At 36.9% G+C, this 23,765-nt stretch carries 19 protein-coding genes; 13 read left to right on the top strand and 6 right to left on the bottom strand.

The features are described from left to right. Positions 1-143: 143 nt before the first annotated feature. Positions 144-1,451, bottom strand: a complete 1,308-nt coding sequence (locus ACE3RB_RS09640) for a hypothetical protein (protein ID WP_374464037.1) — start codon at positions 1,449-1,451, stop codon at positions 144-146. A 236-nt stretch (positions 1,452-1,687) separates the two neighbouring features. On the opposite strand from ACE3RB_RS09640, the gene ACE3RB_RS09635 reads away from it, so the two are divergent. The 9 genes from ACE3RB_RS09635 to ACE3RB_RS09595 all read left to right on the top strand — a co-directional run bounded on the left by ACE3RB_RS09635 (position 1,688) and on the right by ACE3RB_RS09595 (position 11,392). Next, positions 1,688-3,022, top strand: coding sequence for a peptide-N-glycosidase F-related protein (locus ACE3RB_RS09635; protein WP_374464036.1), 1,335 nt, complete (start codon positions 1,688-1,690; stop codon positions 3,020-3,022). 240 nt (positions 3,023-3,262) lie between these two features. Continuing rightward, positions 3,263-3,736, top strand: a complete 474-nt coding sequence (locus ACE3RB_RS09630) for a DinB family protein (RefSeq protein WP_047434092.1) — start codon at positions 3,263-3,265, stop codon at positions 3,734-3,736. 113 nt (positions 3,737-3,849) lie between these two features. Next, positions 3,850-4,599 carry a 23S rRNA (guanosine(2251)-2'-O)-methyltransferase RlmB gene (gene rlmB, locus ACE3RB_RS09625; protein ID WP_131435288.1) on the top strand — a complete coding sequence of 250 codons (750 nt, stop codon included), beginning with the start codon at positions 3,850-3,852 and terminating at the stop codon, positions 4,597-4,599. A gap of 3 nt (positions 4,600-4,602) precedes the next feature. Further along, positions 4,603-5,724, top strand: coding sequence for a serine hydrolase domain-containing protein (locus tag ACE3RB_RS09620; RefSeq protein WP_374464035.1), 1,122 nt, complete (start codon positions 4,603-4,605; stop codon positions 5,722-5,724). Between the two features lie 12 nt (positions 5,725-5,736). Further along, a complete protein-coding gene (locus ACE3RB_RS09615) occupies positions 5,737-6,786 on the top strand; it encodes a DUF6263 family protein (protein ID WP_374464034.1) in 1,050 nt (349 codons plus the stop codon). 63 nt (positions 6,787-6,849) lie between these two features. Continuing rightward, complete coding sequence (locus tag ACE3RB_RS09610; RefSeq protein ID WP_332387981.1) at positions 6,850-7,080, top strand: hypothetical protein; 231 nt, start codon at positions 6,850-6,852, stop codon at positions 7,078-7,080. 31 nt (positions 7,081-7,111) lie between these two features. Next, positions 7,112-9,652 (top strand): hypothetical protein, encoded by a 2,541-nt coding sequence (locus ACE3RB_RS09605; protein ID WP_374464033.1) that lies wholly within the window; start codon positions 7,112-7,114, stop codon positions 9,650-9,652. Positions 9,653-9,715: 63 nt separating this feature from the next. Next, positions 9,716-10,024, top strand: a complete 309-nt coding sequence (locus ACE3RB_RS09600) for a GIY-YIG nuclease family protein (RefSeq protein ID WP_374464032.1) — start codon at positions 9,716-9,718, stop codon at positions 10,022-10,024. Positions 10,025-10,081: 57 nt separating this feature from the next. After that, the gene (locus ACE3RB_RS09595) at positions 10,082-11,392 is read left to right on the top strand and encodes a glycosyl transferase family 1 (protein WP_374464031.1); all 1,311 of its coding nucleotides are present in this window, start codon (positions 10,082-10,084) and stop codon (positions 11,390-11,392) included. Positions 11,393-11,460: 68 nt separating this feature from the next. Here the strand turns inward: ACE3RB_RS09595 and ACE3RB_RS09590 are convergent, their stop codons facing one another. Beyond that, the gene (locus ACE3RB_RS09590; protein WP_374464030.1) at positions 11,461-12,102 is read right to left on the bottom strand and encodes a hypothetical protein; all 642 of its coding nucleotides are present in this window, start codon (positions 12,100-12,102) and stop codon (positions 11,461-11,463) included. Positions 12,103-12,233: 131 nt separating this feature from the next. Here ACE3RB_RS09590 and ACE3RB_RS09585 point away from each other — a divergent pair, with 131 nt between their 5' ends. Further along, complete coding sequence (locus tag ACE3RB_RS09585; protein WP_374464029.1) at positions 12,234-13,199, top strand: YpdA family putative bacillithiol disulfide reductase; 966 nt, start codon at positions 12,234-12,236, stop codon at positions 13,197-13,199. 78 nt (positions 13,200-13,277) lie between these two features. On the opposite strand, the gene ACE3RB_RS09580 is transcribed toward ACE3RB_RS09585, so the two are convergent. Next, positions 13,278-14,462 (bottom strand): MFS transporter, encoded by a 1,185-nt coding sequence (locus tag ACE3RB_RS09580; protein ID WP_374464083.1) that lies wholly within the window; start codon positions 14,460-14,462, stop codon positions 13,278-13,280. A 213-nt stretch (positions 14,463-14,675) separates the two neighbouring features. Then, complete coding sequence (locus ACE3RB_RS09575; RefSeq protein WP_374464028.1) at positions 14,676-16,349, bottom strand: glutamine--tRNA ligase/YqeY domain fusion protein; 1,674 nt, start codon at positions 16,347-16,349, stop codon at positions 14,676-14,678. Between the two features lie 150 nt (positions 16,350-16,499). Between ACE3RB_RS09575 and ACE3RB_RS09570 the strand changes: the two genes are divergently transcribed. Continuing rightward, positions 16,500-17,630, top strand: coding sequence for an alpha/beta hydrolase (locus ACE3RB_RS09570; RefSeq protein ID WP_374464027.1), 1,131 nt, complete (start codon positions 16,500-16,502; stop codon positions 17,628-17,630). Positions 17,631-18,156: 526 nt separating this feature from the next. Here the strand turns inward: ACE3RB_RS09570 and ACE3RB_RS09565 are convergent. Together ACE3RB_RS09565 and fbp are read right to left on the bottom strand one after the other, a co-directional pair. Beyond that, entirely contained in the window at positions 18,157-19,161 is a 1,005-nt protein-coding gene (locus ACE3RB_RS09565) for an o-succinylbenzoate synthase (RefSeq protein WP_374464026.1), read from the bottom strand. After that, the gene (gene fbp, locus ACE3RB_RS09560) at positions 19,162-20,178 is read right to left on the bottom strand and encodes a class 1 fructose-bisphosphatase (protein ID WP_374464025.1); all 1,017 of its coding nucleotides are present in this window, start codon (positions 20,176-20,178) and stop codon (positions 19,162-19,164) included. Between the two features lie 323 nt (positions 20,179-20,501). Here fbp and ACE3RB_RS09555 point away from each other — a divergent pair, with 323 nt between their 5' ends. Both ACE3RB_RS09555 and ACE3RB_RS09550 read left to right on the top strand, forming a co-directional pair. After that, positions 20,502-21,740, top strand: a complete 1,239-nt coding sequence (locus tag ACE3RB_RS09555; protein WP_374464024.1) for an aspartate kinase — start codon at positions 20,502-20,504, stop codon at positions 21,738-21,740. 22 nt (positions 21,741-21,762) lie between these two features. Next, a complete protein-coding gene (locus ACE3RB_RS09550) occupies positions 21,763-23,604 on the top strand; it encodes a lysophospholipid acyltransferase family protein (protein WP_374464023.1) in 1,842 nt (613 codons plus the stop codon). The last annotated feature ends 161 nt before the right edge of the window (positions 23,605-23,765 follow it).

Genomic DNA, 23,765 nt, shown 5'->3' with positions numbered 1-23,765 from the left:
ATAAGCAAATTCAAAAATTCAAATTATTGTTATGAAAACACTTATCTAGTTTTTGTATTGTTCATTAAAAAATGTCACAAAATCACTTTTGCAACATTCTTTAATTATCTCATATTTTATATAGAAATTAAGTTCTGAATGCTTTACAGCTTAGTTATCGTAATCGTAAATGTATTTTCAGGTGCATCTGTAGTATCATCATAATCTCCAACATTTATAAAATAGTCTGTTCCTGATACTGTGGTAATCGTAATCGTTTCCGCAGTACCTCCACCACCATTATCAACCGTTCCTGCACATGACAGATTACTGCAGCTGCCGCTGTATACACCTATCTGGGGATCAAAACTACTCCCGGAAGGCATGGTCACTTTAATAGTATACTGACTGCCATCACCAGCCAGCTTGAACCATGTCCCATCATTCATCCCTGTATCTCCGGCACTTGTACATACACTTATATTCCCCGCATTATTAGCTGTAGATACAGCATCACTCTGTGTATATGTGTAAGGAAATACTGATGCAGGTAATGCTCCTGAACATGCGTCATTTGCAGGTATCGGAGGAACGGTTTTAAAAACAAGCTCAGAACATCCTGAAGATTCTGTATTCCCCGAAACTGATATCACTTTTAAATAGTAAGTTGTTCCGGCAGTAAGCGCTGCGGAAGGCGAAAAGTTATTTCCGGATACTGCTTGCTGATTAATAATATCAGCACTTCCTGAACTCGTTCCCAATGAAATTTTATAGGATGTAGCTCCAGAAACCGGAAGCCAGCTGAAATTGGGAGTTAAAGAGATATTCTGAGTATTATTTACAGGATAAATAACAAAAGGACAGGCAGGGCTCGCACTTGCTGTAAGGCCTGAAATTGTAACTGCCGATTTATAATCCGCTCTTATTCCTCCTGGAGGAGATGCAATATCTACAACCGTACGGTCTCCTTTATAATACAAAGTTGAATATGGAATATGGGGATAAACATGAAAAGCTTCGTCAAAATTATTAATATCAATATTCGGAGAATTTTCTTTTGCTGCTATCACCAGATTATCAGTGTTATTATAAGCAAATGGTGTATTAAAAACAACTTCTACTTTATTATTTGTTTTGGCTACAGTTCCGGCAAATACCTGCGTTAGCTGTGAAGCTGGAATCCAGTCTGTACCGGAAGAGAAAGCAGTTTTTGAGGTATGGCCAAGATATACAGTCCAGTTTGAGGATTCAGTAATCGTTGATGAAGAATCAATATAAAACGTCAGACCTGTGATATTACCTGCTGCATTAGCATTTATTTCCTGTTTGGGATATATCTGCTGTACATAGGAATAGGAAAAAAAACTGCTTACAGGAGCGGTACCAAAATTTTGGCTCCCGATATTTATATTGATTTGAGCACTAACGCCTATCACTGTAAAAAACAAAAATAAAAGTAAAATTCTTTTCATTATTAATAATATTAATCCAGAATACCATGCTAATTTAATAATAAATACATTGATTACAGCAATAAAAAAAATATTTAATCAAATCATCTAACAACAAGAAACAATTTAATCAAAAACACACTTTAAAATTTAAAAAAACAAACTTTTAATAACAAAACAACATAAAACACAAAAACAAAAGAAATTAAAAGTAATTTTGATACACATTTCATATATTTACAATAAACATTAACAGCATGTATAAAAAGCTATCCTTTCTCAGTTTTTTTATTATCAATCTTGTTTCCGCCCAAACGACAATGACCAATGTGATTGCAGATGCCGTTTACTATGATGGTTATGCAGCCACGGTATCCAATCCTGTACCTGCCGGTTTAACCAGACTAAATAATGCCAGATACACCAGAAAACTTACTGATACTGAATTAGATTCTTTCAAGGCCAAGATCGCGATGCGGGTAACAATAGCTGCACTATGTGACAATTATGACCGCCTCGGAGAAGTCTTTTTAGCAATGGTTCCTAAAAACCAATCTACTTATACCATCAATGATCCCAATGTCAAAAGAATAGAAGTAGGCAGATACATCACTCCTTTTATGAATAAAAACAAAACTCCTTCAGAAGTTCCTTATACTTATGATGTCAGCAATTTGTACAGTATATTTCATAATACAGCATTGCGCAGCATGTATGATTTTTATATGGAGCTGGATGTTTTCGGGGTTCCTTATGCGGCGCAAACCCAGGTTTCAGGTTGCGCAAACAGAATTGATGTTTTTTCGGGAACTCTTACTTTTTTCTCTACGGATACCGGAGCAACTCCTTCTGACAGCAACAACCTTACACCTATATTAAGCTATAACAAACTCAATAATTATAACAGTACAGATGTTCCGGGAGAAACCGTTAGGATTGTTACATTTAATCTGCCTGATCCTGTTACCAATGCCCGTTTTTTTGTAATATCCACCCCTCATGGCGCGAACAATGGCGGTGAAGAATACATCAGAAGACAAAACTACACCTACATAGATGATGTACAGGTACTCACCTATACTCCAGGAGGCATTTCATGCGAACCGTACCGGGTATACAATACTCAAGGAAACGGCATCTACGGAGCTTCTCCCAAAACCTTTGCAGACTGGACTTCATGGAATAACTGGTGCCCTGGAAATGCTGTTCCTATCAGAGAGTTCACATTACCCAATTTAACCGCAGGGAATCATACTTTGAAACACACAATCCCAACTGCTGTTTTCAACCAACAACAGGGTGATGTCATGTTATCAGTCTATATGCAGGGTAAAAGCAATACAACATTGAATGTAAAAGATATCAGAACAGTTGATGTAAACATATATCCAAATCCCACTTCTGACTTTGTGAATATAAAATCAAAAGAAGAAGTCATTTCAATAAGTATTTTCAATACAGAAGGAAGGAAACTTGCTGAAAACTATAAAGAGAACAGAATAAATCTTTCCTCATACAGCACAGGCGTTTACTTTTTGACTATTGTTTTAAAAGACGGAACTACATTTAAACACAAAATCATAAAGAAATAACCGTCTTTAATCTCTTGAACAAAATAGCAAAGCCCTCTCCGAAACTTTTCTTATGAGGGCTTTTGTATTATTTATCTTATAAAGTAAAAATACATGGAAATCAATCAAAACCTGTCATAAAAAACACCTTAATCTACCCTTTTCCCGAATAGTTAAAAAATTTTAACTTTAATCCTCTGCTCAAAAAAATTGTCATTTCCAGTTTATTAAACTATTTTTGGTGATTAAAAATTCTGCAAAATGAATTATCATTTTCAAGCGCACAGACAGGTAAGAAAAAACCTTTTAGATATCCTCCAGAACACATCCCATGAAGATCTGATTCTGATTCCGGATGGCTTCAACAACAATATTTACTGGAATATTGCCCATACGGTTGCCACACAGCAGCTGCTGCACTATTACCTGAGCGGAAATCCGTTCCGTATTGATAAATATTGGATTGAAACCTACAAGAAAGGAACTTTACCCAACTTAAATGTTCAGAAATCAGAAGTGGAAGATCTGGAATTTTTGCTTACAGAAACTTCCAAGATTTTAATGAAAGATTATGACAGTGATTTTTTCTCAGATTATACGCCTTACACCACAAGTTTCGGGATGGATCTGAAAAGCATTCAGGATGCCATTATCTTCAACAACATGCATGAAAGCCTTCACTACGGATATGTGATGGCACAGAAAAGAGCAATTTTAGGAGAGAAAGGGAGATAGTGAATCTTGCTGCGCAAGTCAATAGTCAGATGTGAATATACATCCAACAAATTGACTTACAAAGTAAAATTCAAGATTGACAATTCACTCTATAACTATATAATAAATTTTCAATGAAAGACGATTTTATTTTCGGGCTGCGTCCCGTAATTGAAGCAATTGAAGCGGGAAAAACGATTGACAAGATCTTTGTGCAGAATGCACTTCAGGGTCCTATTTATGCTGAATTAAAAGCCATTTTAGCGAAAAATAAAATCCGTCCCAATTATGTTCCGGTTGAAAAACTGAACCGTTTTACCAGAAAAAACCACCAGGGTGTGGTTGCTTTTATTTCGGATGTACCGTTTCATAAAGTGGAGGATATTGTTCCACAGTTATTTGAACAGGGAAAAACACCTTTTCTTTTAATTCTGGACAGACTTACTGATGTAAGAAATTTCGGTGCGATCTGCAGAACTGCGGAGTGTGTGGGTATTGATGCGGTGATCATTCCTGAAAAAGGTGCTGCTCCTATTAATTCTGACGCGATAAAAACTTCAGCAGGAGCTATCTATAATATCAAAATATGTAAGGAAAACAATCTTGCACACACCGTAGATTTCCTTCAGCAAAGCGGTATTTCAGTATATGCGGCCAGTGAAAAAGCTCAGAAATTAATCTATGATGTGAATATGACTGAGCCTTGTGCTATCGTGATGGGAAATGAAGAAACCGGAATTTCCAAAGAAGTATTGCATCATGCTGATGAAAAAATAAAACTTCCTATTGAAGGCAAAACCCAATCTCTGAATGTTTCTGTAGCTTGTGGGGCGATTTTGTATGAAGCGGTAAGACAGAAAATGGCTGTGATACCCAATCCATAAACCATGAAAATACAATCACTTTTACCCTTATTTTTTGCTCCGTTTATTTTTAATGCACAGACCAAAAAAATAGCAACAGATAACCGTCTTACAACTGATCTTGATAAGATGGTTCAGAAAGAAGCTCTCGCATATATGCAGGATCCTGCACGTGTAGGGCTTTCAATAGGTGTTTTCAAGGATGGTAAAAGTTATTTTTATAATTATGGAACAACGGAAGCAGGAAAACAGGAACTTCCAACTTCCAGAAGTCTGTACGAGATTGCATCCATCACCAAAACATTTACCGGAACCCTTCTGGCTCATGCTTTAGTGGATGATAAAATCAAAATGAATGATGACATCCGTAAATATATTGGCGGAAATTATCCTAATCTTGAATTTGGAAAGCATCCGATAACGATTGGCAACCTTACCAATCATTCTTCGGGACTGCCACAGTTTTTACCGGATCAGTCAGAGACCTTCAAAAAGCCTATGGACTCAGTGGCGATACTGCTGTCTGATTTTTATAAAAACTATTCAAAGGAGAAGTTTTATGAAGATCTTCATCAGGCAAAACTGGATTTTGTTCCGGGTTTAGAGTATAAATATTCCAATACAGGAACGCAAATTGCAGGAGATATCCTGGAAAAAGTATACCATAAAAGCTATGCAGATCTCCTTTCAGAGTATATTACGAAGCCTTTGAAAATGACTCAGACTATTATTGGTACGAATTCTGCACAACGATTGACCGGTTACAACGAAAAAGGAAAGGTAATGCCCAGGAATTTCACCACTATTTTCGCTCCGGCCGGAGGAATTATATCTACTACGGAGGATCTGGTGAAATACATGCAGTATCATCTGGATGAAAGCAATAAGTACGTGAAAACATCCCATACTCCTCTTGTAAAAAGTGAAGAAGATGCGATTGGATTATATTGGAGATTACATACATATGAAGACGGAACCCAAACCGTTTATCATACAGGGGGTACATTTGGCTTTTCAAGTGTGCTTCAGATTTATCCGTCAAAAAACATGGGAGTCGTAGTGCTTTCCAACGAGTCGGATGCAGAATCACAGGGAAAACTGCATGATATTGCAGATAATCTATTAAGAAACAGTAGTAAAAAATAAAGTTAAAATTAAATGAGAAACATTGCAGCGCTTGCGCTTATATCATCAATAGCTCTTGTATCTTGTAAAAAAGAAACAGCAAAAATAACGAAAGTAGATCCTAAAACAGGAAAAACGGTAACTGTAGAAGTTCCTGCTGATTCTGTAGCGAAAGTTTCAGAAAATCCTGCTATCAAAGATTCTGCAGGTGTTATCACACAGACTTTTAAGCTGGAAAAAGGAAAGACATATCCTCTTACCACGTATCAGAGAGATGTAAAAACAATGACAGATCCTCAGGGAAAATCGATCACTGCAACCAGCGAATCTACAGATGAGATGAACTTCGTGGTGGATGATATTAAAGGAAATGTATATGAAATAACCCTTAACCTTGTAGCAAAGAGAAGTTCTCAGTCTGCACAGGGAAAAACGGTAGTAGTGGATACCAAACTTCCTCTTCCTAAAGAAGATGAACTTAAAATGATCTGGAATGTCAACAAAGCACTTACCGGAAACAAACTTCAGATGAAGATGGATACCAAAGGTAATGTAATTTCTATTACAGGATTTGATCCTGTTTACACAAAAGTAGGCAACGCGGTAGGTACACTGATCAAAGATGCCAATGAAAAAGCAAGCGTAGTAGCAAGCCTTAAGCAGTCATTCAACGAAAAAGTACTGAAAGATCAGTTCCACAAAAACCTGATGATTATTCCTAAAAAAGGTGTAAAAATCGGAGAAAAGTGGTCTACTTCTGAAAATGCTGATGCCAGCGGAGCAGTAAAGGTAACCTCCAATTATGTATTGAAAAGCTTAGGAAACGGAGCTGCAGAAATTGCGGTAACAGGAGGGATTCCCAAGAAGACAGAAAAGAAAGCTCAGGGGCCAATTACACACAGTCTGAGCAGTGAACTGGTTCAGAACGGAACCATTAAGTTTGACGAAAGCACAGGATGGATTACCAACCAGAATATTAACGTAAAAACAACTCAGATAGAAACCATTTCAGATGGAAAACAGTCTCAGTCTATGAAAAGCGTTTCCAATTCTTCAGTAATGGTCAACCCATCTGCCAAATAACTTGAATAAACATTCAGTGTTTAAAATATAACTTTTAAACACTGAACTTTAAACGAAAAAATTATGAAGTACATTCTTGAGTTAGTACTCACTGCCATTATTATTTTCTTTGTTTGGAATATCTTGAAAAGAATCTTCTTTAAGACATTTTACAGCTATCGCTTCAACAATGAAAACCAGAATAAAAGACAGCAGGACATACACAACTCGAATAAGAATAGCAAACAGAACCTTAACTGGGATGCAGAAACTGTAGACTACGAAGAGGTAAAGGAGAGTAATGACAAAAGGTAAAAATTCCAAGAAATAAAAGATAATAACCAGCATGGCAAAAAATAAAAACTTAATTTATATTGCAGTTTCATTAGTAGTATTTATAGTTTTAGCATTTTTATATTCCACTCCTGTATTTTCAGGAAAACAGCTTTTCCAGCATGATATCGTGCAGTATAGAGGAGGCGCAAAAGAACTGCTTGATTATAGAGCCAATACCGGAAATGAAACCTATTGGAGTGACTCCATGTTCGGAGGAATGCCGACTTATCAGATGGGAAGCCAGTTCAAGGGCGATATCATCAAAAAAATTGACAGCAATCTGAATTTCATGCCAAGGCCGGTCAATTATCTCTTTCTGCTGTTTGCAGGTTTTTTCCTTTTGGGAATGGTAGTAGTCAGAAACTGGAAGTACGCTCTTCTCGGAGCTACATTCTTCGGACTTTCGACTTATTTTTATATTATTATCGCAGCCGGACATAATGGTAAAGTAAATACCATTGAATATTTCGCACCGCTGTTAGCCGGAATTTTACTCGTTTATATCAGGAAACAATATATTTGGGGATTCATCGTCACGACCCTTTTTATGGGGCTTCAGATCGCTGCCAATCACCCGCAGATGACGTATTACCTGTTCCTTGCACTAGGATTCTTATTCCTTTCTGAACTGATCAGAGCCATTCAGAAAAAAACACCGATGAAACACTTCCTTATTTCATCAGGAATTATTGCGGCAGCATGTGTTATAGGAGTAGGTATGAATTCGCAGAGGATTATGGCCAATTCGGAATATGTAAAAGAAACAGTTCGTGGAAAGCAGATCCTGGATAATGACAGCCATACTTCAGGAAAATCTGGAATGGATAAAGAAAGCATGCTGATGTGGAGCTATGGACGACTGGAAACTTTAAACCTATTCATCCCAAGATTAATGGGTGGAGGAAGCCAGGAGCCTGAAGGAAAGGAAATCATGAACAGAGTTCAGGAACTGGTTCAGGAAAATGTAGGCTCACAGGCTGAAATGGACAGAATTTCCAAAGGTTTTAGTGGGGTAACTTACTGGGGAGACCAGCCGGGAACTTCAGGACCTGCCTATCAGGGAGCGATTGTGTGTTTCCTTGCTTTATTAGGATTCTTTTTTGCCTGGAAAAAATACCGTTACTGGATCTTAGGAGCTTCTATCCTGACTATTTTACTGGCCTGGGGAAGTAACTTCATGCCGTTGTCTGATTTCTTTATCGACTATGTGCCGTTCTATAATAAATTCAGAGCTCCTTCTTCAATCCTGGTTGTCGTAGAGTTATTATTTCCGTTAATTGCCATTCTGGGATTATACAGATTCTTTACGGATGAAAAACTGACTGAAGAGTACAAACAGAAAATCCTTCTTTACGCAGGAGGAGGAACTTTAGGCTTTTTATTGATTCTTTTAATCTTTGGAAAGTCTTTATTAGGCTTTACTACAGAAAACGAAAAAACATATTTCCCTCCTTTCCTGCTAGATTATCTTGTAGATGAACGATATAAACTGTTCAGAATAGACGCAATAAAGGCATTCATTTATGTGGCGATTACTGCTGCTGCATTATTCCTGACTTTAAAGAAAAAGCTTAACCAGAATATTGCTTTGGTTGTCATCGGAGTTGTAAGTTTATTTGATCTTTGGAGCGTAAACAAGCGTTATTTAAATGACGAAAACTACGTGGATAAAATCTTTGCTGAAAATCCTTTCCAGACAGAAAGCTCAGATCTGCTGGCGGAAAAAGTTCAGGGAAATCCTAATCTGGAATCTATTTTATCCAATGTCAACATCAACAAAACATTGGAAACCATCGCTGAAAAAGACAAAACTCACTACAGAATTTACAATCAGACACTGGGTGTAACCAGTGAGACCAATACTTCTTATTTTAAAGCTTCTATCGGCGGTTACCATGCTGTAAAACTAAGAAGATATGATGATGTATTAAACGAATATATCAATAGCATCGACAGTGTAAAAACACCTAATGTATTAAACTTACTGAATGCTAAGTACATGGTTTTCGGAGGTCCCGACCAGCCACAGGTTGTTCCTAATCCAAAAGCCAACGGAAATGCATGGTTTGTAAGTGATTTAAAGTTTGCAGATAGCCCTAACCAGGAAATTAAATCTATTGGAACAATTGATAACAAAAAAACGGCTGTCATTGCTTCATCTGACAAATCATATTTTGATAACAAACCGGTTCAGGCAGATTCTACAGCATATATTAATCTTACTAAATACCAGCCGAACGAACTTGAATTTAAATCTCAGTCGAAGACACCTCAATTGGCAGTATTCTCTGAAGTGTATTATCCTCACGGATGGAAAATGTTTGTGGATGAAAAAGAAGTTCCTTATATCAAAGCAGATTACTTACTTCGTGCTGTGCATGTTCCTGCAGGAAACCATCATATCAGAATGGTATTTGAACCTGAAGTGATTGAAAAAGGGAAATGGTTTTCTCTTCTTTCATTCGGATTATTTATCCTGTTGGCCGCATTTGGAATTTTCTGGATGAACAAAAACAGGAAAAAAGAAATTGCAGCTGAACAAAGTGTTTAAATAATAAAAATAATGTTGCGCAATGTCATTCTGAATGAAGCATAGCGTAATGAAGAATCTCAAATGAAAACGTTAGGCACTCATAATTACTACGTTTATATACTGACTAATAAAATAAAAACAGTATTGTATACAGGAGTTACCAACGATTTAAAGAACAGATTATATTGGCATAAAAACCCTGAAGCTATTGAAAAAAGCTTCACTTCAAGATATAAATGCTTTTATTTAATATATTTTGAACATTTTGGCGACATTGAGACAGCAATAAATAGAGAAAAACAAATAAAAGGCTGGACCAGACAAAAGAAAGAAAACTTAATTAATGGATTCAATCCAGATTGGAAATTTCTCAATGAAGAGATAGAGTGAGATTCTTCACTACGCTTCGCTTCGTTCAGAATGACAGAGAGTATTTAAGCTAAGAAAATGGAACAGAAAAAAATACTGATTATTACCTATTACTGGCCTCCTGCGGGAGGTCCTGGTGTTCAAAGATGGCTGAAGTTTGCAAAATATCTGCCGGAATTTGGCTGGAAACCTATCATCTATACTCCGGAAAACCCAAGTTATCCATTGCTGGATGAAACTCTGATGAAAGATGTTCCTGAAAATATTGAGATCATAAGAACCAAAATATGGGAACCTTATCAGCTTGCTGAAAAGCTAAATAAAAGTAACAAAAAATTTAAGGCCGGACAGTTTGATGTCGGAAAAAACCAAAGCTGGAAATCCAAACTTTCGATCTGGGTAAGAGGTAATTTTTTCATTCCCGATGCCAGAGTTTTCTGGGTAAAACCTTCCGTTAAATTTCTGGAAAAATACCTGAAAGAAAATTCAATAGATACGATTGTGACTTCCGGTCCTCCCCACTCTCTTCATCTGATTGGTTTAGGTCTCAAAAATAAACTACCGGATCTTAAATGGATTGCCGATTTCCGTGATCCATGGACAGAGATTTCTTATTACAAACATTTGAAATTAACCAAAAGTTCGGATAAAAAGCACCGTCAGCTGGAAAGTGCAGTATTTAAAAATGCGGATATTACCTTAGCGACAAGTTATACTGATGCCGAAAACTTCAGGAAAGCAGGAGCTAATGCCGTTTGTATTACGAATGGATTTGATGAAAGTGATTCCAGTAAAAAAGCGGAAGGGCAAAATGGCGAAAAGGCAAATTTGCAAATCAGGCAGGCATTTACTCTAAGTTATATTGGGGTTCTTGAGCAGCTCAGAAATCCGGAGAATCTTTGGAAAGCACTGGATGAGCTTATCAGGGAAAATGCTGAATTTGCAGCTGATTTCAAATTGAAATTCGTAGGAAGAATAGATGATAAAATACTACAATCTATAGAAAATTCAAGCCTTAAAAATCATATTGAGAACCTTGGATATCTTGCTCATGGAAAAGCCGTAGAGGAAATGCAGCATTCTGATATGCTTCTTATTACCAACTTTCCGAATGAGTCTTCAAAAGGTATCATCCCCGGAAAGATATTTGAATACCTGGCTTCCGGAAAGCAGATCCTTTCATTTGGTCCGGACAAGGCTGATGTTGCCAAAATCCTGGAAGAAACCCAGGCAGGAAAACATTTCGGTTATCAGGACACAGAAATAGTCAAGAAATTTATTCAGGAAAAATTCAACCTTTGGAAAAACGGCGATCTTCTTGAAAATACTCAGCATATTGATCAGTTTTCAAGGAAAAATCTGACCCGCCAACTGACTGAAATTTTATAATAAAGAAAGGAGTTAGAAGCTGGAAGCCGGAAGTTTACATGCCACTTCTAGCTTCTAGCTTCTAACTTCTATACGGTCCACTGGTCATTTATCACAGCAACCAGATAATATTTCCCCTGAAATTCCTCAAATACAAAACGTAGTGTTTTCCAATCCATATTACCGGATTTTTCGGTTCCTTTAATATAATTTTCTGTGAAGTCATCTTTAGGATATATTTCCTTTAGATTATTCAGGGAATTACCACTCCCGATGAATTTATTCAATGAATATTGTGATGCCGTAAAATCTTTAGAAAAAACCCATTTACCCAGATAATCATTAATTGTTGCTTTATAAGGATCCCCGGAACCATCGTGAGCTCCCCAGGTAAACAAAGTTTTGGTAGGCTGATATTTTTCAAAATCCGCTTTGGAAAAATGTTTGTCTTCTTTCAGATTAACGAAAGCATACATTGAAAAGCGGATTCCTTTCTGTGGATGAATCATCGAAGCAAAAGTAGTGTAATCTTTGTCCTTCAGTGTTTTCAAAACCTCTTCGTTGGTCTGCTTTAAAACGGCTTCTTTATCAGCACTATTCTGAACTGTACCTGCACTATCTGTTTTATTTTGTGCGATGGAATCTATCTCATTCGGGACAGGCTTCCCAGCTTCTTTCTTACAGGCTACAACAATACTCATAACGAATACAGCAATGAATAATTTTTTCATATTTAAGATTTTGCAATTGGTAGAAAACACCAAATCTGATGCCAAGCGGTACATGATGTAAAGAGATAAAGACTATGAGAGTTGAGGAGTTTCGGCTTCTCATTTTAAAAATTACATCGTACATTTGTTAGATGGAAATGTTGGATATTCTGATTATCGGGGCCGGGCCTATAGGTCTGAACTGCGCCCTTGAAGCTCAAAAAAACAATCTTAGTCATGTAATCATAGAAAAAGGAACCATTGTCAATTCTCTTTACAATTATCCTTTGTACATGCGTTTTTTCTCTACTGCTGAAAAGCTGGAGATTGATGAAATTCCTTTTATTTCTGCCGCTCCAAAACCGGGAAGACAGGAAGCACTGGAATACTATCAGGGAATTGCCAGACAAAAAAAACTGAATATCAACCTGTATGAAAAAGTCCTGAATGTCTCTAAAAAGGATGAAATATTTGAAATCAGGACTTCCAAAGCAAACTACCAAGCAAAAAATGTAATTATTGCTACCGGATTTTATGATATTCCAAACCTTATGAATATTCCTGGTGAAAATCTTCCGAAGGTTAAACATTATTATACGGAACCTTATCCTTATGCAAAACAGAAAATTGTAGTGGTGGGATCCAGTAATTCTGCTGTAGATGCAGCGTTGGAAACGTACAGAAAAGGAGCTGAAGTTACCATGATCATCCGTCATGCTGAGATTTCAAAAAGTGTAAAATACTGGGTAAAACCGGATATTGAAAACAGAATTGCAGAGGGCAGCATTAAAGCTCATTTCAATGCAGAAATGATTGAAATTAAAGAAAATACGGTAGTTTTTAAAGATGAAAAAGAAGAAATTCATGAAATTGATAATGATTTTGTATTGGCTATGACAGGCTATCTTCCGGATTTTGAATTTCTTAAAAACTCAGGAATTGAACTCAAGGGAGACTGCCTGAATCCTTTTTACAATCCCGAAACCATGGAAACCAATATTCCCAATCTCTATCTTGCGGGAGTTGTGTGCGGAGGAAAAGATACTCATTTATGGTTTATTGAAAACTCCAGAATTCATGCAAATATGATCATCAATGCGATTCTTTCAAAATCTTAATTGTAAATGGTAGATATTAAAAAAGTTTCGGGCAATTTCTACGAAATTGCCCGAAACTTTTGACTTCAAATCAAAATGCTATATAATCTCCTCTTCTTCTTCCTTATTTTTATCTTTGAGCATCCATGGAATAATAAAGTAGAAACCAATGGCAATAGTTACGGCCAATACTCCGGTTCCAATCCATAATGTGTTAAAGCCTAACTTTTCCGCAATCAGTGTTCCTATATAAGGAGTGACGATAAATGCAATGGAAAAAGACATCCCGTTCAATCCCATATAAGCACCTTTATTGTTCGCCCCTGAACGTAATGCTGTAATGGTTGACATAAAAGGAAGTGTCCATATTTCCCCCACACAAAGTAAGGTCATAGACAAAACAAGTGTAATCATACTGTAATCAAAAGCAAGCATGGCATAAGAAAATCCGCACAGGAAAGTTCCTATCAGCATGGTAAAAGCTAATGTAAAATACTTCTCAGCAATCTGTACCAGTCCCATTTCCAGAAGTACAATCAGAAAACCACTGTATCCCAGGATATATCCGATATTCTGCTGGCTCAGATGAGCAGTATCCTTATAAAATATAGTCAGTGTGCTGAACAGCTGGAAGAAGCATATGGAAAACAGCATACAGAAGGCACAGTAAATCAAAAATTTACCATCCCGGTATGGAGAGTTTTCTTTTTTAATCACAACTGCCTCTTTTACTTTTTTTGCTTTCTGTTTAGCTAATCTTGCCCGGTCTTTAAAGAACCAGATATACATCAGCCCTGCCAATAAAGCAGCCAATGCATTACTGAAAAACAGAAATTCATAAGAAATAGCCGATAAAATACCTCCCAACGCAGGCCCGATGGAAAAACCGAGATTGACGGCCATACGGTTGAGTGAAAAAGCCCTTGTAATATTTTCAGGTTTTGCATATTTTGTAATGGCTACCGAGTTTGCCGGACGGAATGTTTCACTTACAATACTCTGAGCCAAAATAATTCCTGCAAGACCGGCTTCTGTTGTAAAAAGCGGAATCAGGCAGAATAAAGGAACGCTGAGCAGCAGACTCAGACTTTGTACCCTGTATTCGCCGATTTTATCAGTGATCATTCCACCCAGCCACGATCCGATAACCGAACCTATTCCGAAAAAGCTCAGTACAATTCCTGAATTTTCAATACTGAAATGTAAATGATTGGTCATGTAAACTCCCAGAAACGGAAGTACCATAGAACCAGCCCTGTTGATGAGCATTACCAACGCCAGCATCCAGCTTTCCTGCGAGAGTCCTTTGAAAGAACTCGTATATATGTTTATTAATTTCAATTTTCTTAGTTTTTAATATTTGTATGTGATTTTGTTATGTTCAAAGTACAAACGGTTCTGTAAAATTTGAGAACATATGTACTGAAGATTTTAAAAACAAAAAAACAGGACTTAAAAATTAAGCCCTGTTTCATTTATTTTATATCAATAAATTTCTTACTCCGGCTTATAAGAGTCTTTTAAGGTCACAGTTCTATTGAATACAAAATTTGTATCCGTAGAATCCTGATCCTTCGTAAAATAACCAATTCTTTGGAACTGCAACGGTTCTCCTACAGCAACGTCTTTCAGACCTGGCTCAGCAAATCCTTTTACGGTTGTTACAGACTCAGGGTTGATAAAGTTTAAGAAATCTACATCTTTTTCCGCATCAGGCTGCTCCACTGTAAACAGTTGGTTGTAGATTCTTACTTCTATAGGAATAGCGTGTTTTGCAGATACCCAATGTAAAGTTCCTTTTACTTTTCTTAAACTTTCTTCTGTTCCGCTTCCTGATTTACTCTTCTCATCATAAGTAGCGTAAATTGTTGTAATCTCCCCATTTTCATCCTTTTCTACTCTCTCCGCTTTAATGATATAAGCAGATTTCAGACGGACTTCACCTCCTAATTTAAGTCTGAAGAATTTATTGTTGGCTTCCTCTTTGAAGTCTTCTCTTTCGATATATAACTCCCTTGAGAACGGAATTTCTCTTGTTCCTGCATCTTCCTGTTCCGGATTATTTTCAGTTTCCAACCACTCTTCCTTGCCCTCAGGATAGTTTTCGATCACTAATTTCACCGGATCTACTACAGCCATCACACGCTTGGCAACTTTATTAAGGTCTTCACGTACACAGAAATCAAGCAACTGAATTTCAATAAGGTTTTCTCTTTTTGCTACCCCTACTTTCTCAATAAAGTTTCTGATAGAAGTCGGAGTAAATCCTTTTCTTCTCATCCCTGAAATAGTAGGCATCCTGGGATCATCCCATCCGGTCACAACCCCTTCAGCCACCAATCTCTGCAGCTTTCTTTTGGAAGTAATCATGTAGGAAACATTCATCCTTGCAAATTCTCTCTGCTTGGGAGCTACCTTAGATTCATCATATACCTGATCCAGATACCAGTTATAAAGAGGTCTGTGATTTTCAAACTCTAATGAACACAATGAGTGCGAAACCTGCTCAAGGTAATCTGATTCACCATGTGCCCAGTCGTACATCGGATAAATTTTCCAGGCAGTACCTGTTCTGTGGTGTGGTCTTTTCAGAATTCTGTACATCACAGGGTCACGCATATTCATATTGGGAGAAAGCATATCGATTTTGGCACGAAGTGACATTGTTCCTTCTTCAAACTCCCCGTTTTTCATTCTTTCAAACAGGTCCAAAGATTCTTCTACCGGGCGGTTTCTGTAAGGCGATTCCACTCCCGGTTCTGTAGGATTTTTTCTTTGCTCGGTAATCACTTCAGAAGGCTGCTCATCTACATAAGCCTTTCCTTCTTTAATCAATTGTACTGCCCATTCGTAAAGCTGCTGGAAGTAGTCTGATGCATACAATTCTTTATCCCATTTGAACCCAAGCCATTCAACATCTTTCTTGATAGAATCTACGAATTCCTGCTCTTCTTTTTCAGGGTTCGTATCGTCGAAACGAAGGTTAACGGGAGCGTTGTATTTTTCGCCCAGACCAAAGTTGATGCAGATCGCTTTTGTATGACCTACATGCAGATAACCATTGGGTTCAGGCGGAAAACGGAAACGGATCTGATCTCTTTTCAGAACGTTCGCCAGATCATCTTCAATAATTTGCTCAATAAAATTGAGAGATTTTTTTTCTTCTTCCATTAAAGTAGCTTTTGTTTTTAGCAAAAAAGTTTTACAAAGTTACGGAAAAATAAGCTTTTGTAAAAGTCATAGTTTAAAACCGTTATCAGCTGAAATTCAATATTTTTCACTAATTTAGGAAAACTAAAACCGTTATAACCAATAACCATCATGGCTGTTTATATTTTAAGCAACCGGAAAATCATCCGGCATAAAGGTGAAAGAGTAGACTCTTTTTCCAACGAAGAATACTCGATTCCTAATTTCAGAATTGCCAAATGTGATTTTGAAAATTATAAGGAGCCTACAGTGCAGGCCAAAAAGAAAAAAGACTATACCAACAGAAATATTTTAAATTACAAGCTTTTTTCAGAACCCGAAAAGCAAGGATACGAAGAGGTTCTGGAAGTTCTGTTGAGTGAAAAAGGAATTAAAAAATCATCCCTTACTGCCAATAATCTGGGAGGAACCCAAAGAATGTTTTATGAACTGTACAAAAACATGTCTTCCACTAAAGACAGAAGCGATGTCCTGATATTCATCCATGGTTATTTATATGATTTTGATGATGAATTAAAGGCTATTCTCGATCTTAAGAAAATATTCATTGATAATCCAGCATCTCCCGTAGAACATATTTTATTCGTAAGCTGGCCGGCTTCCGGCAGTATGATCCCATTAAGTTATTTTGATGATAAAGCTTCCAGCATCAACTCGGGAACATCTCTGATGAGATTGTTTTATTTCTATACCCAGTTCTTAAAAGATATTTTTTCCAACAGGGATCTTGCGCCCTGTAATCAGAGGATACATCTTATGGCCCATTCTATGGGGAACAGGGTACTTCAAAGCATGTTATACAGCCTTAAAAGGGAAAATATCCTTCGGGTCATCGACCAGGTTCTCCTGTTAAATGCTGATGTGAGCTATAAAGTATTTGAAGATGCTGAAGATTCATTTAATAAACTTCCTTTACTGGCTAACAGAATTTCCATTTATTTAAACAGACAGGATATTATTCTCGGAGCTTATCAGTTTACAAAAAATATTCTCACTCCAAGGCTTGGTAAAAATGGTCCGAGCGACATTGATCAATATAAAGATGTTGTATCTATTATCGACTGCACATTTGTAAAAGATGACCTTCTGAACAGCTTTAAATATGAAGTAGGAAACCATTGGGGATATCTTTCCAGCTCTCAGGTTCAAAATGATATCTTTCAGAATTTATACGGAATTGACAGAAATCTTATTACCCACAGATCTAAAGATAGTGAAAACGTTTTCACAATTATTTCTTAACAAATAATTAAAATAATCCCTAAAAAATGAATTATACGTTAAAAATCACCTAAAAACCGTCACTATGGCACAATGATTGCTAATTCATTTATTAGGGAATTACAATTTTTAATTATGGGACAGATTAAAAAAAGGTTTTCTAATATATTAAACTATATCAAGAAAGCTATTTTCGTAAAGGATGTGATTTAATTGTGTAACAACCTCTAAATCAACAAAATATTCGATCCACTACTGCCAGGTCCTCCTACAGACCGGATTAAAAAAATTCAAATGTTCTGAACAGGAAGGGATTGCAGGTTAAAAACTGAGACCAACCAAATCCATATTTCATATTACTAAGAAAGAATCGTATTCATTATCATGAAAAATAAATGAAATGAACTAAAATCAAAGAAAAATAACCGTTCGGATACTACAAATGGGATCCGGCAGTTATGTGCTGCAGATCATGGGCTCCGGACTACTGTGGACAAACTACATGTCCAAATTCTCCTCCACCGTTATGCCAATTAACTTTTATCAGCTATATTTTGAACCACAGTAACTCATTTCTAAGTTCTAAACCGGATTCAAAATTATTGACAAATAAAGCTCCAGTGCCTAAACCTTGAGGCATTGGATTTTTTTTGGTAAAAGTATACTGGGCAATAGCATTCAAACCAATGTTACTTTCCAAAGCTGATGTGATCCACCAACCGATATTAAGATTCTCAGCAAGGGAGATCCATTCATCCGAACCGGAAAACCCTCCAACCAATGCAGGTTTTAAAATTATATATTGTGGCCTTATTGCTTCTAAAAGCTGTTTCTTTTTTTCAGGATCAATAATTCCGATCAGCTCTTCATCCAGTGCAATCGGAGTGGGAGTTTTTGCACATAACTCAGCCATATCATCCCAGTTTCCGGCTTTGACAGGTTGTTCAATAGAATGGATATGAAGATCTGCAAGCTGTTCCAAAACAACTACCGCTTCGTTTTTACTAAATCCTCCGTTGGCATCAACACGCAGTTCCAGCTGATCTTTGGAAAATTTCTCTCTTAATTGCTGAAGGATAATGTGTTCAGATTTCCAATCAACCCCGATTTTCAATTTGATGCAATGAAAGCCTTTTTCCAACTTCTCCTGAATCTGTTCGTCCATATATGCTGCATCTCCCATCCATATCAGACCATTGATGGTAATAGGAGATTTTCCTTCGGTAAAGTCACTTGGAAAATATAGGTTTCCGCCATTTCTAAGGTTCAAGACAGCCTGTTCATAACCAAACCAGATCGATGGAAATTCTTTCAGTTCTTCTTTCAGAAAAGCTGCATCCAGGTTGATATTTTCACATAGCCATTTCAGTTTTTCTTCATAATCTGGTCTGTCATCAAAACTCAATCCTCTGAAGATGGCACATTCCCCTACTCCTTTTCTTTCCCCTTCAGAAACAGTCAGGATAAAGGTTTCCTTATCAAGCAAAACGCCGCGAGATGTTCCACTCGGGCGTTTAAATTGTAATAAATATTTCAGATATGTTGCTTCCATTTATTTTACGCTGTCAATTCGCATAAATTCTTCTGCTTTTTCTACCATCTCTACGCTTCCGCAGAAGAACGGGATTCTCTGGTGAAGTTCAGTAGGTTCTACTTCAAGAATCCTTCGGAATCCGTCTGTTGCCTTTCCTCCTGCCTGCTCTGCAAGAAACGCCATAGGATTGCATTCGTATAAGAGTCTCAATTTACCATTTGGAGCCTGTGAATAAGAAGGGTAAATATAAATTCCTCCTTTCAGCATATTTCTATGAAAATCCGCCACCAATGAACCAATATACCTTGAAGTGTAAGGACGGTCACCTTCTTCCATCTGACAGTATTTAAGGTAATTCTTTACTCCCTGAGGAAACTTGATGTAATTTCCTTCGTTGATGGAATAAATTTTACCTGTTTTTGGGAAAGTCATGTTTGGATGAGAAAGATAGTAAGTTCCTAAAGATGGATCTAATGTAAATCCGTTTACCCCGTTTCCTGTTGTATAAACAATCATTGTGGATGAACCGTAAATGACATATCCCGCTGCGATCTGGTTGATTCCTTTCTGTAAAAAGTCTTCCAGCTGTACAGGTGTTCCAGGTTCCGTAACTCTTCTGTAGATAGAAAAAATAGTTCCCACCGATACATTAACGTCAATATTGGAAGATCCGTCCAGAGGATCAATAAGTACTACATATTTACTTAAATGTCCGTTCTCACCACATTTAATATCAATAAAGTCATCATTTTCCTCGGAAGCAATACCACAAACAACCTCTCTCTGAGACAAAGCCGTAATAAAAATTTCGTTGGCGATTACATCAAGCTTCTGCTGTTCTTCTCCCTGAATATTCTGATTTCCTGCAGCTCCTGTTATATCTACAATTCCGGCTTTGTTTACTTCTCTGTTTACCACTTTCGAAGCCAATCTTATTGCACTTAGAAGACGAGAGAATTCACCTGTAGAGTACTGAAAATCGTCCTGCTTATCTATAAGAAATTCTCCTAAAGTCTGTAATGGTTGATTTGACATATTTTTCTTTTTACGTTTTGCCCAAATTTCGGAAAATTTATTGCATTAAGAAAATTTTATTATAGCCATCATTATCTACTGTATTTCAATACAATACAAAACAAACATATCCTAACAGGAGGTTTCTGCCCAAAATTTCAAGCCCAAATTTGTGACATCAGACTTATGAAAACCCGGATTATTTCATGAATCGTTGATTTTAAGGAAATCTTAATTCTATCTCTCCTCCGGGCTATTTCATATCTCGTTGTAAATTTATAATTTTAACGTCCGTAAAAAACTCATGTAATTTTTTATCTAACAATTTTATTTTTAACAATTTAATGAAAATTTTCAAGTTTGGTGGAGCATCTGTAAAAGATGCTGACAGTGTTAAAAACGTGTCCAAGGTTCTACAAAGCCAGGGATTTGCCAAATGTTTGCTGGTGATTTCAGCAATGGGCAAAACGACCAACGAGTTGGAAAAAGTTGTAGAGCTTTATTTCAAAAAAGATAACTATCAAACTGAAATTGAAAAGATAAAACGAAAACATATTGAGATTGCGGAGGGACTTTTCTCTGAAAACCATGCGGTTTTTGCTGAAATCAATCTCTTTTTCGATGATATTGATTCTTTTTTAAGAAGAAACAAGTCTCCCAACTACAACTTTGTATACGATCAGGTAGTAAGCTGCGGAGAAATAATTTCTACGAAAATCGTGAGTGAGTACCTGAATGAGATTCAGTTTACCAATCAATGGCTAGATGCCAGAGATTATATAAAGACAGATAATTCATACAGAGAAGGTACAGTAGACTGGACAAGAACTGAAGAATTTATTTCAAATCTTAATCCTGAAATCTGCTATGTAACCCAGGGATTCATTGGATCTGACGAGAATAATTTTACAGTAACATTAGGTAGAGAGGGTTCTGACTACTCTGCTGCTATTTTTGCCTATTGTTTAAATGCAGAAGCGATGACCATCTGGAAAGATGTACCGGGAGTGATGACGGGAGATCCAAGGAAGTTCAGTGATGTAAAGCTGCTTTCCAATATTTCCTACGAGGAAGCGATTGAGATGGCTTATTACGGTGCAAGCGTTATTCACCCGAAAACATTGCAGCCGTTGCAGCAGAAAAATATTCCTTTTTACGTAAAATCTTTCGTAGATCCTACCAAAGAGGGAACAAAAGTAGGTGCTTCTGAAAAAAACCAACAAGAGGAAACTTATATTCTGAAAGAAAACCAGGACCTTCTTAAGATCTCCACACGAGATTTTTCCTTCATTGCGGAGGACCATATGAGTTTGATTTTCGGATATTTATCCAAATATAAAATCAAAGTTTCCTTAATGCAGAATTCTGCAATCTCCCTGGCATTGTGCCTGGAAGATAAGTTTAATCATATTGATGAGCTCAACGAAGAGCTTCAAAAAATTTTTAAAACCGAAGCAATTAAAAATGTATCTTTATTCACAGTAAGAAATGCGAAGAAGGATCACATTGATCAATTTTACCATGAAAAAAATGTATTATTGGAACAAATTTCCAAGAATACTCTTCAAATGGTAACACAATAATATTAATTGCGACTAAACACACATGAGTTTAATTTCGAAAAACGATCTGATCAAAGCTTCCGGCTTAAACAAAATCGGGTTCCTTAAGAACCCGGTAGCATCTGCTGTGATGAGCATTGCTAAAATAAATGAAGTAAATAAATTATACGATAAATTAAAAGATAAGGAAGGCAAAGACTTTTTCGACTCATTTGTGAGAGAAAGAAACCTAAGCTATGTAGCTTTTGAGGAGGATCTGGCAAAGATTCCGAAAACGGGACCGTTTATTCTGGTTTCCAATCATCCGCTGGGTGCTATTGACGGAATACTGATGTGCAAGATCCTGACAGAGGTTCGTCCGGATTTCAAGGTAATGGGTAATTTCCTTTTGGAAAAGATCAAACCCATGGAACCGTATGTAATCGCTGTAAATCCTTTTGAAAACAGAAAAGAAGCTTACAGCAGCTCTTCGGGAATGCGTGAAACGCTCAAACATCTGCAAAACGGAGGTTGCGTAGGTATTTTCCCGGCAGGAGAAGTTTCCAACAAGAATAATCCTTACGGAGAAATTTTAGATAAGGAATGGGAAAAAACAGCACTTAAGCTTATCAGAATGGCTAAAGTACCTGTAGTTCCGATGTATTTCCATGCCAAAAACAGCCGGCTTTTTTATCAGGTAGCAAAACTACATCCTAATTTACAGACTCTGATGCTTCCCGCAGAAATGATGAATGACAGGGAAAAACCTATCAGAATCAGAATTGGGCGTCCTATCACCGTAAAGGCAATGGATGATATGGAAACAATAAAGGAATTAGGCGAGTTTCTGAAACGTAAGGTTTATATGATGAAATCTTATTATGAAAAAAGAAAATCACTTGCTCAGAGTATCAATCTTCAGAATTTATCAGTAAAATTTCCTTTGCTGAAAGAAGAAAATATTGTTCAGAACATCATTGATGAAACGCCTCTTGAAGATATCATCAAGGATGTTGATAAACTGAGAGGGACAGATAAAATGCTGTTCAGTAACGGAAATTACGAGATTTACTTTACGACTTACGAGGAAATCCCTTCTATCATGAGGGAAATCGGACGTCAGAGAGAACTTACATTCCGTGCTGTGGGTGAAGGAAGTAATCTTCCTTTTGACCTTGATGAGTATGATAAACATTACCATCATCTTTTCCTTTGGGATAATGGTGAGAAAAAACTGGTTGGAGCCTACAGAATGGCACTGGGTAGAGAGGTCATGAAGAAATATGGCATCAAAGGCTTTTATACGAGCTCTCTATTTGAATTTGAGCAGGACATCCATCCGTTCTTTAAAAAGGTAATCGAAATGGGTCGTGCCTACATCTGCCAGGAATATCAGCAGAAGCCTCTTCCACTTTTTCTTTTATGGAGAGGAATTGTGCATGTATGCCTGAGAAATCCTGACCATAAATTCCTTATGGGAGGTGTGAGTATCTCGAATAAATTCTCAGAATTCTCAAAATCACTGATGATCGAATTTATGCGTTCCAATTATTTTGATTCTGCAGTTGCCCAATATATCACTCCAAGGAATGAGTACAAGGTAAAGCTTCGTGACAGGGATAAAAACATCTTTTTTGAGGAAATGGAATCTGACCTCAACAAGCTGGATAAGATTATTGATGATCTTGAACCTGAATTGAGACTTCCTGTCCTGATCAAAAAATACATCAAACAAAACGCAAAAGTAATTGCTTTTAATGTGGATCCAAACTTCAATGATGCGATCGATGGATTGATGTATATCCGTATCAGCGATCTTCCGGAAAACACGATAAAACCGGTATTGGAAGAGATGAGTGAGCAGATCAGAAAAGAGCAGGAAAATAATCCGGCTGATAATCAGTAAGTTTTTAACTTTATTCAAAAAAAAGTACGATGAATACTTGCTTTGTATATTAAAACTTACTACTTTTGCATCACTTTAAAACAACGAAGTAAGTCAAACAAAAATATAATGGTTTCTTAGCTCAGTTGGTAGAGCAATGGATTGAAAATCCATGTGTCCCT

Source organism: Chryseobacterium sp., from assembly GCF_041914225.1.
In the GTDB taxonomy this organism is placed as follows: Bacteria; Bacteroidota; Bacteroidia; order Flavobacteriales; family Weeksellaceae; genus Chryseobacterium.
The sequence above is the reverse complement of the archived record's forward strand: the minus strand, read 5'-3'. Positions and strand labels throughout refer to the sequence as shown.

What these genes read in the sequence shown, in the direction of transcription:
- ACE3RB_RS09640 (WP_374464037.1), bottom strand. Translation starts at nt 1,451, where the DNA reads ATGAAAAGAATTTTACTTTTATTTTTGTTTTTTACAGTGATAGGCGTT.
- ACE3RB_RS09635 (WP_374464036.1), top strand. Translation starts at nt 1,688, where the DNA reads ATGTATAAAAAGCTATCCTTTCTCAGTTTTTTTATTATCAATCTTGTT.
- ACE3RB_RS09630 (WP_047434092.1), top strand. Translation starts at nt 3,263, where the DNA reads ATGAATTATCATTTTCAAGCGCACAGACAGGTAAGAAAAAACCTTTTA.
- rlmB (WP_131435288.1), top strand. Translation starts at nt 3,850, where the DNA reads ATGAAAGACGATTTTATTTTCGGGCTGCGTCCCGTAATTGAAGCAATT.
- ACE3RB_RS09620 (WP_374464035.1), top strand. Translation starts at nt 4,603, where the DNA reads ATGAAAATACAATCACTTTTACCCTTATTTTTTGCTCCGTTTATTTTT.
- ACE3RB_RS09615 (WP_374464034.1), top strand. Translation starts at nt 5,737, where the DNA reads ATGAGAAACATTGCAGCGCTTGCGCTTATATCATCAATAGCTCTTGTA.
- ACE3RB_RS09610 (WP_332387981.1), top strand. Translation starts at nt 6,850, where the DNA reads ATGAAGTACATTCTTGAGTTAGTACTCACTGCCATTATTATTTTCTTT.
- ACE3RB_RS09605 (WP_374464033.1), top strand. Translation starts at nt 7,112, where the DNA reads ATGGCAAAAAATAAAAACTTAATTTATATTGCAGTTTCATTAGTAGTA.
- ACE3RB_RS09600 (WP_374464032.1), top strand. Translation starts at nt 9,716, where the DNA reads ATGAAAACGTTAGGCACTCATAATTACTACGTTTATATACTGACTAAT.
- ACE3RB_RS09595 (WP_374464031.1), top strand. Translation starts at nt 10,082, where the DNA reads ATGGAACAGAAAAAAATACTGATTATTACCTATTACTGGCCTCCTGCG.
- ACE3RB_RS09590 (WP_374464030.1), bottom strand. Translation starts at nt 12,102, where the DNA reads ATGAAAAAATTATTCATTGCTGTATTCGTTATGAGTATTGTTGTAGCC.
- ACE3RB_RS09585 (WP_374464029.1), top strand. Translation starts at nt 12,234, where the DNA reads ATGGAAATGTTGGATATTCTGATTATCGGGGCCGGGCCTATAGGTCTG.
- ACE3RB_RS09580 (WP_374464083.1), bottom strand. Translation starts at nt 14,462, where the DNA reads ATGCTGGCGTTGGTAATGCTCATCAACAGGGCTGGTTCTATGGTACTT.
- ACE3RB_RS09575 (WP_374464028.1), bottom strand. Translation starts at nt 16,349, where the DNA reads ATGGAAGAAGAAAAAAAATCTCTCAATTTTATTGAGCAAATTATTGAA.
- ACE3RB_RS09570 (WP_374464027.1), top strand. Translation starts at nt 16,500, where the DNA reads ATGGCTGTTTATATTTTAAGCAACCGGAAAATCATCCGGCATAAAGGT.
- ACE3RB_RS09565 (WP_374464026.1), bottom strand. Translation starts at nt 19,161, where the DNA reads ATGGAAGCAACATATCTGAAATATTTATTACAATTTAAACGCCCGAGT.
- fbp (WP_374464025.1), bottom strand. Translation starts at nt 20,178, where the DNA reads ATGTCAAATCAACCATTACAGACTTTAGGAGAATTTCTTATAGATAAG.
- ACE3RB_RS09555 (WP_374464024.1), top strand. Translation starts at nt 20,502, where the DNA reads ATGAAAATTTTCAAGTTTGGTGGAGCATCTGTAAAAGATGCTGACAGT.
- ACE3RB_RS09550 (WP_374464023.1), top strand. Translation starts at nt 21,763, where the DNA reads ATGAGTTTAATTTCGAAAAACGATCTGATCAAAGCTTCCGGCTTAAAC.